This is a genomic window from Brachyspira alvinipulli ATCC 51933 (genome assembly GCF_000518245.1).
GTDB lineage: Bacteria > Spirochaetota > Brachyspiria > Brachyspirales > Brachyspiraceae > Brachyspira > Brachyspira alvinipulli.
Genome location: NZ_JADF01000021.1, coordinates 15,683 through 33,285 on the forward strand (window position 1 = coordinate 15,683; position 17,603 = coordinate 33,285).

General features: G+C 23.0%; 11 protein-coding genes and 1 pseudogene. 6 read left to right on the forward strand and 6 right to left on the reverse strand.

Annotated features, from left to right (window positions below; genetic code table 11):
- Positions 1-9: 9 nt before the first annotated feature.
- On the forward strand, positions 10-2,208 hold the full coding sequence (locus tag T324_RS0103615; RefSeq protein ID WP_038374998.1) for a peptidase U32 family protein: 2,199 nt from the start codon (positions 10-12) through the stop codon (positions 2,206-2,208).
- 53 nt (positions 2,209-2,261) lie between these two features.
- On the opposite strand, the gene T324_RS18865 is transcribed toward T324_RS0103615, so the two are convergent.
- Positions 2,262-2,477 (reverse strand): hypothetical protein, encoded by a 216-nt coding sequence (locus T324_RS18865; RefSeq protein ID WP_342664434.1) that lies wholly within the window; start codon positions 2,475-2,477, stop codon positions 2,262-2,264.
- Between the two features lie 320 nt (positions 2,478-2,797).
- On the opposite strand from T324_RS18865, the gene T324_RS0103625 reads away from it, so the two are divergent.
- A complete protein-coding gene (locus T324_RS0103625; RefSeq protein ID WP_028329006.1) occupies positions 2,798-3,001 on the forward strand; it encodes a hypothetical protein in 204 nt (67 codons plus the stop codon).
- Here T324_RS0103625 and mcrC read toward each other — a convergent pair.
- The gene (gene mcrC, locus T324_RS0103630; RefSeq protein WP_028329007.1) at positions 2,998-4,044 is read right to left on the reverse strand and encodes a 5-methylcytosine-specific restriction endonuclease system specificity protein McrC; all 1,047 of its coding nucleotides are present in this window, start codon (positions 4,042-4,044) and stop codon (positions 2,998-3,000) included. The two genes, T324_RS0103625 and mcrC, sit on opposite strands and share 4 nt — an antisense overlap.
- A gap of 3 nt (positions 4,045-4,047) precedes the next feature.
- Positions 4,048-5,343: an AAA family ATPase gene (locus tag T324_RS0103635; protein WP_028329008.1), complete on the reverse strand. Its 1,296-nt coding sequence runs from the start codon at positions 5,341-5,343 to the stop codon at positions 4,048-4,050.
- 138 nt (positions 5,344-5,481) lie between these two features.
- Here T324_RS0103635 and T324_RS17670 point away from each other — a divergent pair, with 138 nt between their 5' ends.
- Positions 5,482-6,945: a tetratricopeptide repeat protein gene (locus T324_RS17670; RefSeq protein WP_051436783.1), complete on the forward strand. Its 1,464-nt coding sequence runs from the start codon at positions 5,482-5,484 to the stop codon at positions 6,943-6,945.
- A 50-nt stretch (positions 6,946-6,995) separates the two neighbouring features.
- Here T324_RS17670 and T324_RS16660 read toward each other — a convergent pair.
- A pseudogene (locus tag T324_RS16660) lies at positions 6,996-9,424 on the reverse strand (tetratricopeptide repeat protein).
- A gap of 236 nt (positions 9,425-9,660) precedes the next feature.
- Between T324_RS16660 and T324_RS0103650 the strand changes: the two are divergent.
- Complete coding sequence (locus T324_RS0103650; protein ID WP_028329009.1) at positions 9,661-13,011, forward strand: DUF4132 domain-containing protein; 3,351 nt, start codon at positions 9,661-9,663, stop codon at positions 13,009-13,011.
- A 137-nt stretch (positions 13,012-13,148) separates the two neighbouring features.
- On the opposite strand, the gene T324_RS0103655 is transcribed toward T324_RS0103650, so the two are convergent.
- Positions 13,149-13,568 (reverse strand): hypothetical protein, encoded by a 420-nt coding sequence (locus tag T324_RS0103655; RefSeq protein ID WP_028329010.1) that lies wholly within the window; start codon positions 13,566-13,568, stop codon positions 13,149-13,151.
- Between the two features lie 73 nt (positions 13,569-13,641).
- Positions 13,642-14,982 carry a DUF4236 domain-containing protein gene (locus T324_RS0103660; protein WP_028329011.1) on the reverse strand — a complete coding sequence of 447 codons (1,341 nt, stop codon included), beginning with the start codon at positions 14,980-14,982 and terminating at the stop codon, positions 13,642-13,644.
- Positions 14,983-15,137: 155 nt separating this feature from the next.
- On the opposite strand from T324_RS0103660, the gene T324_RS0103665 reads away from it, so the two are divergent.
- Together T324_RS0103665 and T324_RS0103675 are read left to right on the forward strand one after the other, a co-directional pair.
- Positions 15,138-15,944 (forward strand): DUF2262 domain-containing protein, encoded by an 807-nt coding sequence (locus tag T324_RS0103665; RefSeq protein WP_028329012.1) that lies wholly within the window; start codon positions 15,138-15,140, stop codon positions 15,942-15,944.
- Between the two features lie 381 nt (positions 15,945-16,325).
- A complete protein-coding gene (locus T324_RS0103675; protein ID WP_028329013.1) occupies positions 16,326-17,099 on the forward strand; it encodes a DUF7021 domain-containing protein in 774 nt (257 codons plus the stop codon).
- Positions 17,100-17,603 lie beyond the last annotated feature (504 nt).

Here is a 17,603-nt window from a genome sequence, read left to right on the forward strand (position 1 = left end):
TTAAAATAAATGGAAAACAAATTGAATATAAAAACACAAAACAAAAAAATAGAACTGCTAGCACCTGTCGGAGATGAAAGAGGATTAAAGGCCGCTGTTAATGCTGGAGCTGATGCTGTGTATTTTGGTACTAAAAGTTTTAATGCTAGGGTAGGGGCAGCTGAAAACTTCGATGAAAAGGTACTTGAAGAAAATATAAAATTCGCAAAATTAAGAAATGTGAATGTTTATATTACAGTTAATACTTTAGTTTATAATGATGAAATTGATAAAGTGCTTCCATTAATAAAAAGCGTTTCTGATTTGGGAGCTGATGCCATTATAGTTCAGGACTTAGGTATTATTGATATTGTTAGAAATAATTTAAATATTGCTATGCATGCAAGCACACAGATGTCTTGTAATAATTTAGACAGTGTAAAACTTCTTAAAAGTATTGGTATTGATAGGGTAGTGTTGGCACGTGAAATGAGTTTAGAGAATATAAAATATATCAGAGATAATACGGATATAGAACTTGAAACTTTTGTTCATGGAGCTTTATGCGTAAGTTTTTCAGGTCAATGTGCTTATTCTTATTTGCATGGAGGAAGAAGTGCAAATCGAGGAGCTTGTGCTCAGCCTTGCAGAATGGAATACACTGGAGGAAAAACAGATTATCCTTTGAGTACAAAAGATTTAATGACTATTGATATAATTCCAAATTTACTTGAAAGCGGAATAACTTCTTTTAAAATTGAAGGACGTGCTAAAAGAAGCGAATACGTTGCTGTTACTACTTCAATATATAGGCATGCTATTGATTTGGCTTTGGAAAATAAGGATATACCTATTGAAAAATATAGAGAAAGTTTAATGAAGATTTTTAACAGAGGAGGATTTTCTCAAGGTTATTATTATAATTCAAAAGATATTTTTGAAAATTATAAGCCTAGCCATGATGGTGAGTATATAGGAGAAGTTACAGCATATAAGAAAAATAAAATATATGTAAAAGCTGATAAAGAATTGAATGTTTATGACGGACTTTCATTTGGTGAAAGCGGAAAGGTAGGAATGCAGATTTCTGATTTATATAAAGATAATGTAAGAGTAAAAAGAGCGAAAGGAAATTTAAGTTTTTCAGCTGTTTTAAAAAATGTGAATATTGGAGATGAAGTTTATAGAACCACTGATAAATTACAAATGGACGAGGCAGACAAAATAATTGAAAGCGATCATTTTAAACATTTGCTAGATTTAAATTGTATAATTGGATTTAATGATATTAATGGTAATAAAAAAATAAAATTAACAGTCAATAGCAAATATGATGATAGGCTAAACAATATAGAATATATAAGCGATTATATAATTCAAGAAGCTAAAACTAAAGCAACAACTAAAGAAGATATTTTTAATTCTCTTTCAAAAACAGGAGGCACTGTATTTGAATTTGAAAATATTAATAATATTAATATTGAAGAAAAATTCAAAAATCCTTTTATACCTGTTAAAATTTTAAATGAAGCTAGAAGATGCCTAATCGAAAAACTTGAAAATATTTTAATGCAGTCTAAAAAAATTAATTATAATAAAGATTGTGAAAAAAATATTAATTATCCAAACACTGATATAAAAGTTTTGATTGCTGGCAGTGAAGAAAAAATTAATTTATATTCTGATATTCATTATGATAAAAAAATATTATTTCCAAATGTTTATGATGAAAATATAATTAAGCTTTTTAAAAATAAAAAAATAGACGGAATACTCCTGCCCCATGTTACATTCGATAAAGATATTGAAATAATAAAAAGCATAGTAGAAAAAACAAATGGTATGATAGTAATATGCAATAACTTAGGACATATTGAAGCATTAAAAGGAAAAGCTGTATTATGGGCAGGCATTGGGCTTAATGCAATTAATAATTACAGTGTGAACCTTTTATATAAATTAGGAATTGACACTGTTATATCATCAATTGAAGCAGGTAAAAATTTAAAGCATACTTTATCTGTAAAAGAAGGTTTTATTCCTGCTATGAACTTTGCTTTCTGTCCTAAGAGCATGTCAGTAGGATGCAGTAAATGTAAAGAAGAAGATATTATTGATCATAGAGGAAATACTGTAATATTTGATTGTGTAAGAATGCATAATAAAACTAGTTTTATCTTGGAAAATATAAAAAATAAAAATGGGAATATTTATTATTTTATTTGTTAAAATAAAAATAGAGATATAAAATTAATTACATCTCTATTTTTATTTAACAATAATTATTTATTATTTTTTATATCATTATATTTTGCTAAAAATTCATCTGCTAAATCCTGAAGCTCTTTTGAATACTGAATATTTAAATTCATAGAATTACTTATAACATTAGGATCAGAATTTTCCTTAGACATCTCCAAATCCATTTTAGTTTTTTCTAAATAGATTTTTTGTTTTAAATCATGAAATCTTGATTGATACTCACTTTTTAATTTCATAACTTCTGCTAATTGAGCTTGTGTTAATCCTGCCTCATTATAAATAAAATATTCATAATTGCATGTTCCGTCATAATCTTTCCAATTATATTTCTTTAGCGTATACAGATACTGATAATATAACTATAAATAAAATAATACCAAAAATGCGTTTCATAATAACCCTCTTTTAATTAAATGTTTTATTTGCTTTATTAGACGAATTATACAATAAAAAGTTCCTTAGAAATCTATTTTTTTATGTAAAAACATCTTATATAAGGTTTATAAAAATTAACATTATTATAGTATTAAAAATCATAATCATAGGATAAATATTTATGAGGATTTTTAAACCTTTATTATTACTATTATTAATTTCATCTCTATCATATTCTCAGGATAAAACAGTTTATATTACAGAAAAAGGTAAAAAATATCATAGAGAATACTGCAGAACAACAAAAAATTCAAATACAAAAGCCATTTCATTAAGCAAAGCCAAATCAATGGGCTATGAAGCTTGTAAAGTATGCAGACCTTAATTAAAATTATTTACAATATTAATTAATTGCTGCTTTATTGATTTAAAATCATTATTTAAATTTATAGTATTAATTGCAAAATATTTATCTTGTATTTTATATTCTTTGTTAATATTATCACTACATAAAGGATAAAGCAAAACACCTTTTATAGTTTTAAATTTTTTATTAACATTACTCATATAAGAAAACATTTGATATAGATGCGAACTTCTTATTGATATCTTATCATTATTTTTTATTAATATATTTTTATAAAATTTTGTATCTATTATTAAACATTTTTCTTTATTATAAATCATAGTATCAGTTTTCATTATAGGTATATATTCATTATTATTTATCTGCCACTTAATAGATTTATTTTTTACTTTTATATTTTTATTATTTCTAAAATGCATTTTATAAAAGTTTAAAACAAATTTCTCATAAAGTATATGCATTCTTTTTTCTTCATTAAAATCAATAAATGAATATTCATCAGTATTTTTATTAACTACTAAATGTTTATGTATGAATTTGCAAATATTAATTATAATTTTGTAATGCATATTATTTTTATTGTACTTTAATGATTTGAAAGTGGCATTATTAACATTTATATTTTTTATTTTTATAAAGTAATGATTTAATCTTATTAGTTTTTCAAGAATATCATTATCTATATTTTGATAATTTATAAGTTTGTTTAAAGTGGATTTTATTATTTGGTTAAAAAGTATATCATTAGAGAGAATATTATAACTGCATACTAATTTTTTATAATTAATAGTATTTCTTTTTATAGATTTAGAAAAGTTGATTTTTCCTTTTAATACAGATAAATCTTCTTCTAAAGTGATATATCCTTTATAAAAACCTCTTTTAATTAATTTATCTAAAAACATATTGAGAATATAAGCCATAACATTATAAATATTATCAAACTTTTCATCACCGAAAATTTCTTTTTTATTATCTTCATCAATGATATTCCAAACATTCCAAGTATAAGATAGCATGTAGTATATATTTTTAATAGGTATTTTTATATTGTTATTCATTTTTTAATCTAATAACTTTTTTATTTCCTTTTCTGCTTTATCCTCGTTATCAAACCAATACTCTCTTAATGTAGGAGCTATCTCATATTCTATAATATTTTTGTATTCCTCATCATCTAATTTATCGCAAAAATAACTATGTCCTATAGTATAGCCTTTGCCGAGAGTTCTGTCGCTTTTTATAATATTATTTAAATCAGTAAATTTTCTAATTATTTTATTTATAAGATTATCATTTACATTTTGATTTTTTAAGTATATTTTAAACTTTTCATTTTCAAAAGCAGGTTCAATATCTATAAAACAAAATCTCCTTCTTAATGCATAATCAATAACAGCAATACTTCTGTCTGCAGTGTTCATCATACCAATAATATATAAATTATTAGGCACTGTAAAACTTTCATTATTGTAAGAGAGTATAATTTCTGCATCTCTGTTATCTGATTCTATAAGCATTAAAAGCTCACCGAAAATTTTAGAAATGTTTCCGCGGTTAATCTCATCTATTATAAAGAAATACTTATTATCCATATCTGATGCAGCTTTCTGACAAAAATCATAAAACACACCGTTTTTTAATTCAAAGTTTTTATCATTAGGTTTGTATCCGATAATAAAATCTTCATAAGAATAACTTTCATGAAACTGAACCATTTTTATTTTATCATCATCAGCTTCGCCTATAATCGAATAAGCAAGTTTTTTAGCCATAAAAGTTTTTCCCACTCCTGGTGAGCCTTGAAAAATAATATTCTTCTTTCTATTTAATAAATTACAAATAGTGTTGTATTTTTCTTCTGATATAAAAACTTCATTAAGAAAATCATTTTTTGTGTAAGAATTATACGATTTATCATTAGTGTGTGTAATTTCTTCATCATCTGTTTTTTCGTCTTTATTTTTACTATATTCAAATTCATCAAAAGAAATTTCTGATTTGTATTTTGCTGATAAATCTTTGCATAAATCTATTATTTTTGATTGTTTTAAATTTCTATATATAATGTATTCTTTGCTTGCTTTTAATGCCTTATTTAATTCTTCTATGTTATTTTTTTGTGCAATTTTATTCATAAAGAAATTATAAAATTGAAAGCCCAGCAATTTATCAAAGCCGTTGCCGTCTTTTATTTTTCTAAAAGTGTCATAAAGTCTTGCATAAGAATTATACGGATATTCAGATACTTTATTTTCAAGCATTTGAAGTCCGTCTACACCTTTAATTTCTTTATTATAAATTTTTTCCATAGTATCATAAATAAGTTCTAATTTTTCATAACTCAATTCTGATGACATAAATATTCCTTAATAAAAATATAATACGTTTAATTTCAATTTTACCATAAAAGCAAATATTTACATAATGAAAATTATAGAATTTTCTTTTTTAATATATTATAATTATATAATAATGCCATATTTTTAGGATAATTTATGAAAGATGAAAGTAAAGAACAGGCAAAAGAATTTTATAAAAAAGCATTAGCTTTGGAAAAAGAAGAAAAATATAAAGAGGCTATAGAATATTATGATAAAGCTATAGAACTTCAGCCTAATAATACTAATTATCTTAATATGAGAGGAATTGTAAAAATTGATGTTGAAGATTATGAGGGAGCTATTAAAGACTTTACTAAATGCATTGAATTAAAACCCAAACATAGAATAGCTTATAATAACAGAGGGCTTGCAAAATCTCATTTAGAAGAATATGAGGAAGCTATAAAAGATTATGATATATGTATTGCCTCTCTTCCTAAAGCTGATTATGCCTATTATAATAGAGGACTTGCTAAATATGAATTAGGAGAATACGAAGATGCAATTAAAGATTATGATAAATGTATAGAATTAAAACCAAAAAATGTGGATTATTATTATTCTAGAGGAGAGGCTAAATATAAATTAGGAGACTGTGAGGGAGCTATTAAAGATTTCGATAAATGTATAGAATTAAAACCTAAATATCCATATTATTATAATATGAGAGGAATTGTTAAATCAGAATTAAAGGAATATGAGGAAGCTATTAAAGATTATAATAAATGTATTGAATTAGATGCTAAATATGAAGGTTATTATAATAGAGGACTTGTTAAAAATGATTTGGAAGAATATGAAGAAGCAATTAAAGATTTTGATAAAGCTATAGAATTAAATCCTTTTGATAATTATGCTTATAATTTTAGAGGTATAGTTAAAAATGAGTTAAAAGATTATCAAGGAGCTATTGAAGATTTTGATAAATCAATAGAGTTAAATTCTTTTTATCCTAATCCTTATTATAATAGAGGGAATACTAAACGTAATTTACAAAACTATAGTGAAGCTCTAAAAGACTATGATAAAGCTGTTGAGTTAGATAATAATTATATAGATGTTTATAATGAAATTGGTATTACAAAAATTAGATTAGCTAATATTCAATTAAAAAATAATAATATATTAGAAGCTAAAAAATTATTAAATGAAGCTATTATATATTTTAATAAATGTATAGAGCTAGACAGTAACTATGCAGAAAGCTATGATGGTATAGGTTTTGTTAATACTAAATTTGCTAATATAGAAAGGAATAATGGCAACATATCGAAAGCTATTGAAATATATAATGAATGCTTAAAATATTTTTATAAAACTTTAGAATTAGACAATGAACATGCTTATGCTTTAAACAGTATAGGCTATATTAAAAACATACTTGCTAACATTCAAAAAGAAAGTATTCCAGAAAATGAATACAAAAAATTAAAATCTGAATCTTTAGAAAATTTTAAAAATGCGTATAAAATTGCTGATAATGAATTAAAAGAAAAAATAAAAAAATACCTTATAAAACTTGCAAAAGAGAATAATGATGTTGGTATAAAATTCTGCCGAAATAACAATTTAATATAAATATGTTTTTGCAATATAAACTTATTTTATTTGTAAATTTAAATTAAAAATCATCTTAAAGGTGCTTCTGATATGCTCACTTTTATATTATCTAATTTATTCATCTCTGTATTTTTTAAGTGAAGTACCTTTCTTATATATTCTGCAACTGCTTCATTATTTTCTACTTTAGAGCCTATTATTATTTCTTTTATATAATTACTCTTTTCATCAAAAAGTTTTATATAATCAATATAAAGTTTTTTATTGTCATTATCAATTAATATCTCATCTGATTTATAATCATTTGTTACAAGCATTCTAAGTTCCTGTTCTTCAAAGAATGCTTCATGTTTTATTATGTATTTTATATTTTCAAATAAATAGCTGTATAATTGATTTTTAATATTTTTATAATTTTCATTTCCTTCTATTTGTTTTTTAATCTCTTCTGTATAATGGAATATTTTTGCAAATGCATATTTAATCATATCTTCTTTTTTATCATCTTCTTTTAACTCTGCTTTATAATTAGGCTTATTCAAATCATTTAAATCAATAATATTGCTTGCATATTTAGATTTTTCTTTATTGTAAATAAGCTGATTTTCTTTTTCATTATAATAAAGCACCCAATATAAATTTCTTTTTTGTATAAATGGTATTTCTCCATTATAAATATCATTAATAGTTTTATTTTCATCAACTTTTATGCTATTTCTTAATTCATTAATAATTTCATAATTTATTTTTGATTCATATTCATAATAATAAGAAGAAGTATATGAATTATTAAAATATTTATTATCTAAAACTAAACATATCCCTGTAGCTTCTTTATTTTCTTTTTTACCATAAAGCCTAAACATCGTAAGAGAATCTTTATTTCTTGAATATGATGTTTGTAATGTTAAGCTTTTTCATCATTTTCTATTTTTATATCTATATTATTTTTATTTAAAATTTTTTCTAAAATCTTTCCCTCTTTAGGATCATTAGCAGTTGTTATATTATTTATTCTTATATTTCCGCTTTCTTTTGTATTCTCTTTATTATCTGTTTTTTCTTCTTTAGGATTTAATAATAAAGTAAGAATATTCAAAGATGTATAATGAGATATTTCTATATTATTTTCTTCTTCAGTATCAAAAGTTAAAATTTTAAGTAAAAAATATTCGTATAATAAAAGATATTTTATATTTTCTTTAAGCTTATCATTAAAATTTTTGCTCTCATCAAAGCGAGAAATTAAATTTATTATTGATTCATTTTCCCATAAATTATCATTATTAATATCAGTTAATAATATAAATAATTTATCTATACTATAATATTTTTCTAATGTTTGAAATATCAATATTATATATGGTATTTTTAGATTTTTTTTATCTAATTGTATAAAATTATTTATATCGTTTATAGCTTCATTATATTCACCTAAATTTATTTTAGATAGAAATCTTAAGTAGTACCAATATCTATTATTATTTAATTCTATGGCTTTATTAATATAAGTGATAGATTCACTATATTTTTTTAAACTAATTTGAATAAAAACTATTGGCAAATATACATATTCATTTTTATTATTTAATTCTGTGACTTTACAAAAATCATTTATAGCTTCTTCGTATCTTTTTAAATTTAATTTTGCAAAACCTCTATTAATATAAGCTATTTCGTTATTTGGATCTAATTCTATAGATTTATTAAAATAATATATAGCTTCCTCATACATTTTCAAATTTGATTTTGCAAAACCTCTATTAATATAAGCTATTTCGTTATTTGGATCTAATTCTATAGATTTATTAAAATAATATATAGCTTCCTCATACATTTTCAAATTTGATTTTGCAAAACCTATATTGATGTAAGCCATTTTATTATTTGGATCTAATTCCATAAATTTATTGAAATAATATATAGCTTCCTCATACATTTTTAAATATGATTTTGCAAAACCTATATTGATGTAAGCCATTTTATTATTTGGATTTAGTTCTATAACATTAATGTAATCATGTATAGCTTCATCATACATTTCTAAATTTGATTTTGCTAAACCTCTATTAAAATAAGCTTTTTCATTATTTGGATTTAACTCTATAACCTTAGTATAGTCATCTATGGCTTCTTCGTACATTTCTAAATTTGATTTTACTAAACCTCTATTAATATAAGCTTTTTTATTATTTGAATTTAGTTCTATAACTTTATTAAAATATTTTATAGCTTCTTTATAATTTTTTAAATCAAATTGACAATTACCAATGTTATAATATGATTCTTCATCTTTTGGATCTAGTTCTATTACTTTATTGAAATTGTATATTGCATCATCATATTGTTTTAATTCAAGAAAAGATACTCCATTAAAAAAATATGCATCCTCATCTTTATCATCTTTTTCAATGGCTTCATCGCATAGCTTTATAGCTTCTTCAAAATGTTTTTCTTCTATTAGTTTTTGTATTTTTGTTTTTAATTCTTCAGTCATAAAATAATCCGAAATATTTTTAATTATTATAAAGTATTATAAAAATATTAAAACAATATATAGTTTATGATATTTTCAATATGAAATTATTAGTATGTTAAAGCAGAGTTTAGAGCCGAAGCTACAGTCCTGCAAATAAATTTATTTGCTGATTATAGCATAGCAACAATAATAAAATTTGACATAACAAAAAAAATTAATTATACTATATAAAAATACTATTGATGAGGTGATATATGGAGAATAATATCAGTAATGAAGAACAAATAAGAAATAAGTTTGAAAGAATATTCCAATACGAAAACAATAAGAATGCATTCCTTGATTATTTTTACGGAAGATCAAACAGCTGTCCTATTTTAAGAAATTATTACGGTTATGAAGCTGAAGATATTTTTAAATTTTATTTTGATGAAAATACTAAAGAAGAAGATAAAAAAGCACTGTCAAGATACGCTGAAGCTATAATAAAAGATATATACAAAGACAAAAATGTTCATATAATTTTGAGATTATCCACTGGTGAAGATTTAGAAAAAGCATTAATAGAAAGTTATAATAATACGTATGAAAGAACTATATATGATAAAAAATATTCTAAAGCAACTTTAGCCAACAATGAAGCATCTAAATATATACAAATACAAGTAAATAATTTTTATAAATTTTCAGAATTAGAAGCCTATATGCCTAAAGACTTTAATCAATACTTAGAAAAAGTAAAAAATGACAATAAAGCATTATTAAATAAAGAGCCTCATTTATTATTAACTATTTTGGTATACCTCATAAATAGAGATGATGATAAAAGCCTCATAAAACAATTATTAAATTATATAGATTCTCTAAAAATCAATGATGAAGAAACTATATCATTACTTTTTAGTATAGTTGATAAAGATGAAGAAGTTTATAAAAGATTAATGAATATTTTAAATAAAGATAACAATATGATTTATTTTCTTGTGAATATATACAAAGATATGACAAGAACTATAAAATTATATAAAAGATTATTTAAAAGCTATTCAGAGGATAAAGGCTATTATTACTACACTCAAAAACTTATACCTGAATATTTAGAACTATGCAATTTCCCTAAAGAATGTATTTTATTAAACACAATAGTTAATAATAACACTCTTTTTATTTCATATTTAACAGTAGAAGTAAAAAAATTATATGATAAAGACAAAGAAACATTTTATAAACTTTATGAGATAATAGAAAAATCAAAATTGGAAAATTTATATCTTGATTATGCTATGCTTTCATCAATTATGCTTGCAGGCGGTGATAATAAATATAATATAGATACTAATTCCATTGTAGAAACTCTCAAAACAATGTGCGTAGAGTTATTAAAAATTAGAGAGCCTGTATTATTAAAAATGATGGACCCTATTAAAAATTTTGATAATATAATTTCTAAAAGCCTTAAATATGTAAAAGAAGAACCTTATGGTAATCATAGTCATTATTTGTCAGCTATAATGTCCTTTGACGGTATAAATGATGAAGCATCAGAAATTACTACTAAATTATTAAAGCATTATGGAATATACGGCAAAATTTCAATTTATATTTCTATTCAGGAAATATTCTATAATAGAGGTATTTTAGAAATTAAAGAAAAATTAGTTAATGATAAAAAAGTACCATTAAAAGATATTTATTTATCATTATTAGATTCAAAAGATAATATTATCACACTTATAAAAAATAATGCAGAAGAAACAAAATCTATTATGGAAGAAAAATCATTTATCACTTCTATAACAGCAAATATTAGCGGTACTATATCATTTATCAATTGTCTTTTCAGTGATGAATTAAAAGAACTTATTGATAATAAATTTGATTTTGTTTTCAAAGTTCTCGACACAGCAAAATCAAAAGAAATAAAAAAGTATTGTGTATCAGTAATTAATAATAATGAAAGCATTGTAAGAAGCGAAGTAGAAAAATTAGCAAATGAAGGAAAAGAAGCATCAAGAACAGTTTATAAAGAAATAATTAAATATTGGGATTTACAGAAATTTGATGATGATTTTCAATTTACAAGTGTTGAAGAAATAGAATCACATTTAAATAAATACTATAATGAAGGACATGAAAGTTTAATAAAAGATATAGACGAAAATATACTTTCTAATATTCTCTTAAAAGACAAGAAAACTAAAGCCCCTTTAAAAATAGTTCAGTATGTGTTTATGGAATATGTTGCATTAAAAGAACCTTCTATATTAAAAGACTGCAACAAAATAGCAGAGTTTTTTGATATTGATTCATTTAGAAATGCACTTGACTCTATATATTCTAATTGGCTTAACAACAAAGCGGATACAAAATTAAAAAATATACTTATTCCATATTGTATTTTCCAGCCTGAAGATAAACTATTGAAATTAAAAACTCAAATTGAAGAATGGTCATTGAATGCAAGAGGAGCATTAGCAGCACATGCAGTATATGCTATAGCATTAAATGCAAGCAAATTTGCATTAGTATTAGTTGATACAATGTCTGTAAAAGTAAAAAATAATCAAGTAAAAAATGCTGCTAAAGATGCATTAAAAAAGACTGCCAAAGCATTAGAGATTTCAGAAGATGAGCTAATAGATAAAATAATTCCAGATTTAGACTTTGACAAAAAAGGAATGAGAGAACTTCATTATGGAGGAGAGGCAAACAGAGTATTTAAACTTCAAATAAAAAATGATTTCACTATCGAAGTAACAGATTCAAATGACAAAGTTTTAAAATCACTTCCTGCACCAAACAGCAAAGACCATAAAGAAACTGCAGATGCATCCAAAAAAGAATTAACTTTGATAAAGAAAAATATAAAAATGATAACTTCCAATCAAATAACAAGATTAAATAAAGTTTTATTAAACGGAAGAAAATGGTCTTATAAAACTTTTACTGAGCTTTTTGTTGAAAACCCTATAATGAATATATTTGCTTTAAAACTTATATGGGGTGTTTATGATGAAAAGAATAATTTGATAGAAAGCTTCAGATATATGGAAGACGGTTCTTTCAATACCTTCGATGAAGAAGAATATATATTTGAAGACAGTTTTAAAAATAAAAAGAATATTACTTTAGTTCACCCTATAGAATTAGACGATGATAAATTATCAAAATGGAAAACTCAATTAAGTGATTATGAAATATCACAGCCTATAAATCAGCTTGATTTATTATTTGAAGAAGTGAAAGAAGAACACATAAAAAACAACAAAATCATTTCTTTTGAAGATCAAGAAATAACAGCAGGCGAAATAATGTCAATGGCAAATAAAATGTCATTTGAAAGAAGCAGAGATATTGAAGACGGCGGAAGCTATACTTATTATGAATTAAAAGATTCAGTATTAGAAATTGCATGCCGTATAGATTTTGAATATATGTGGTTTGGAATGGAGGCTAGCGAAAAAGTAACATTTAAAAATATTTCTTTCCACAGACTAGATGAAAACGGAAACTGCAATGAAGAAGAATATATAAATCCTTTAGAGATTAATAAAAGATTTACTTCATCAATATACGGAACAGTAAAATCTTATTTTATGAAGTAAAAACTTATTCACGCACTTATTAAGTATTTCATATAGTACTTAATAGGTGTGTTCGATTAGTTATTATATAAAAGATATTTTGTATTACTAAAAACTAGTTTTATTTAATTTATAAGTATTTACTATATAATATTAATTTATCTATACTTATTTAATAAATTAGTTAAATCTTTTAATTCAAATTGGCAAATTAAACTATTATCACAATATATAAATACTTCCTTTACATTATATAAATTATCTATTAAAAAACTAGCTATATCACCTGACATAATAATAGAACTTCCTGATGTATATTCATCTAAACCATATAATTTACTATTATCATCATCATATACTATTTTTATAGCTGTATCAGCATTATGTAAATTATAGTGTATTATTTGTACATTATCACCCATAATATCAGATAATCCAATTGTAAACATTCCTAATTTATCTGTACTATATTTTACTAATACAATCATAGAACCTAAATTTTGTATATTCCAATCTGTATAAATATCAGCATTTAAAAAATTAGATAATAATAAAATAATAAATATAATTTTTTTCATAAAGATATTCCTCATGTTGATTTATATTATTAGATTTCATAATTATAAAAATAAAAACTATTATATAGCATGACTACTTCATAATATCTTCAATATTATTTGCTGGTATTATAGTTTTGGCTTCAAAAGTTTTAGTGAAGTTCTTTATATTTTTAAAATTATCAAATGCTAATATTGTGTCAATATTATTAAAATTAATATTGTTCATTTTATTTCTTTCTATTAAAATAGAATATATATATTCATCTTCAACATTACCATTTTTTTTGTTAACTCTCTGAGTATAACCAGATACTAATGTATTTTCTATTCTTGTTGAAACATTAAATATATATGCACTAAAGAAAAATGCTAATCCACATACACATTTTAAATAATCTTCTTTTAATTCTTTTTGAGATTTTTCTTTTACTTTTAATTTTCCAGAAGATAAATAGTTTGCTTTTTTTGTTGGAATATCTTCTATTTCAGGTAAATCTAAATCTAAATATACAGATTTTTCTTCATAGTTGTAGTCAAAATTGATATTAAATTCAATAGGTAATTCCATATCATCAATTATTTTTGTTATTGTATCATTTACAAAAATATCATCCCCAGATAATATATCATTTAAATGTTTTTTTGTATTATTAAATTCTTCCTCAAATTCTTTATCTAATAATAATTTCTTATTTTTTTCTTCTTCATAATGTAATTTTTCTTTTGCTAATTCATCTTCTATTTTTAATATTTTCAAATTATTAAATTCATTATCTATAAATTCTTTTTTTCTTTTAGAAAAAGTCCAAAATGGCCATAATTTTATTTTACCTTTTGATAAATTAGTGGCTTCATTATATAATTCATCTTCATTTAATTCTTCTTTAATAAAAGGTTCAATTGTATATTCCTCTTTTACTAAATTATTTAAATTATTTTTAATATCATCTTCTGTTACAACTTTAGGTGTTAATTTATATATATCAATAAAAGATATTTCTTCTTTATCTATCTTATCTTTTAATTTAGCATATAATTCTTCTTTTTTTTCTTTATAAGTTTCAGACCTTTTAATTTTTTTTATAATAGTTTCATCTGTGATTTCAATCCTATCTTCATTTAGAATAACAATTTCTCCGCTATCTTCTTTAATACTTAAATAAAATAATGTAGTACTATCATCATAATCATCATAACTATTAGAAGAATAACTTTTATTTTTAGGAGAATATGATTTATATGTATTTTTTGAACTTCCTATTATTTTATTTCTAGTATGTAATCCTGTACCTGGAATTGAAGCATTTACATATCCACCTCTTTTACCATAATTAAAAGATAATCCTTTTCCACCTACTGTAGCACTTAATCCTGATTTAGATAAATTAACCTTTAATCCTTTGCATATTTTTATACTTTTTCTAAATCTCATTTGATAATCCTAACTTATTTATTTTGAATTAATAGTTATATTATATATAGATATATAAAAAAAGCTATAAATTTACATATGTTTTAAAAATGTATTGCAGATTTTTGGTATATAATATGAACTATAGTATGACATTATTAATAATAGGATATAAAATGAGTAAGGAAATTGAAAACTTCAATAGCAATTTTGATGATAAAATTTTTGACATGGCATTCGTGCTTAAAGAATCATGCTTAGGAGCTGGTAAGGCTCATAAAGATAAATATCATACTTTGTATATTTATGCTATGGCTTTAAAAAATATTGACTCTAATGAAATTATAGAAAATGACAATATTATCATTCAGAAAAAAGTTAAAGAAACAAAAGAGTATTTTCAAACACTAAAAAGTAAAAGCATAGCAAGATTAAAAGTGAGAAAAGAAAAAAATAATGATGATTTATATATAAGATTTCTGCTTGAAGATATAGTTGATAATGATTATAAAGATGATGATTTAAATATTATATTAGACAAATATTCTAAGCCTATTTATTATAAAGATGAAGAATTAGGAGATTTTAAACTTGATAAATCTATTAACTGTTTTGAAAAAAACATGCCTTGGATTGATAATAATGATATATCAGTTTCATTTGATGATATTGATGAAGAACTAAATAAAAAAAGTATTGATATAATCAAAAAAATATTTGCTAATAAAACAGATATTGATAAAAAATTAAAAGACTATATATCAGAGAACATGCTTGAAGATGCCAACAATTGGAATGATGATGCTGACAAGCCTCATATAAATAAAAAAGATTTCTCAAAATTAATAAAATTAACATCTATAACTATATACGAAGATAATATAACATTTTGGTTTGATGACGGTGATATTTTCTGGGGACATATAATAGCAGTAGAAAGTGACTATGATTTTAGTTTTACAGAGCCTTATATAATAGGATAATTAATTTTTAATTTACTTACCGCACGTTTAACAAAACTAAAAATATAAATTTATATTATAATTCAAATTTTATTATATACTAAAAATTTTAGAGTTTGTCAATTTTTTTGTTGTTCTTTTTCCCGCCGCAAAAAGAACCAAAAAGTGCAAGTGTAGCCTTTCGCCACAGGCGGGCTGTGCCTGCTTCTTTGTGGCAACAAAAGAAGTGGGGTGTTACGAAGTACGCAGAGCGGTGGGGCAAAGCCACCACAAACAATAAAATTGAAAAAACTAAAATTAAAATATAGTTATAAAGAATAAATGGCGGGGTATTAATAAAAGTTTTAAAATTTATTATTGATATTTTATATTAGCATATTATAATATTAACAGGGTATAAAAATGGATAAAGAAATTGAAGATTTTAATAAAGATTTTGATGATGAAATTTTTGACATGGCATTCGTACTAAAAAGGTCATGCTGCAAATATAATAAAATACCTTGGGATAAATATTATACTTTATTTGTTTCAGCTATAGCTTTAAAAAATATTGCCGCTAATGTCATTATAGAAAACACTCATTTTATTATTCATAAAAAAGTTAAAGAACCTGAAGAATATTTAAAAATACTCAAAGATGAAAGTATAGTAAGATTAAAGGTGAGAAAAGAAAAAGATCCTGATGATTTCTATATTAATTTTTTACTTGAAGATATAGTTGACAATGATTATAAAGATGATGATTTAAATATCATATTAGAAAAATATTCAGAGATTATTTATTATAAAGATGAAGAGTTAGGCGATTTTGTGCTTAATAAAGATATAAACAGTTTTAAGAAAGATATGTTTTGGACTGACAGTAATATTTTAATCTTCTTTGATAATATTGATGAAGAATTTAATAAACAAAGCGTTGATATAATCAAAAAAATATTTGCTAACAAAAAAGATATTGATATAAAATTAAAAGAATGTGCGTCAGAAAGTATATTTAAGCCTCATAATATGGAAAGAGAAAAATTTATAAAATCAATAAGTTTAACATCTATAAGCATAAATTCTAAAAACTGCATAACATTTTATTTTGATGATGTTGACGGACATACAATACCAGTAAATAGTGATTGGGATTTTAATTTTAAACCGATTACTGAACTAATGTTTTTTTAAATTCGTATATTTCTTTCCGCACGCAGAACGAATTTAAAATATAAGTTCATCTATAATTCAAATTTTATTGTATTATATAAATTCTGTTTACCGTGCGTTAGATAAATTCTAAATTTAATTAATATTTGGGCGGGTGCTATAATTTCTAAATAAGTCAATAAATATAGTTAATATTAAAATTCAAAAGTTAGTTATGAAGAATAAAGGGTGGGGTATGTAAATTAAGTTTTAAAATTTAATTACATTTGCCAGCCCTCTATATTTTTTATTTCAATTTGAATTTTTGTATTATTTTTCTTTTTTATCTTAACAGTTATTTTAACTGCCCGCCCAATATTTTTTTAAATTTAACATCTATTTACCGCACGCAAAATAAAATTAATAATATAGTTGATTGTAATTTGAATTTTATTATAGTTAATATTTTGTTTACCGTGCGTTAAAATTGTTTAGATATCATCTTATATATTGTTGCCGATTTACTTATTTGGTTTATAATTGAAT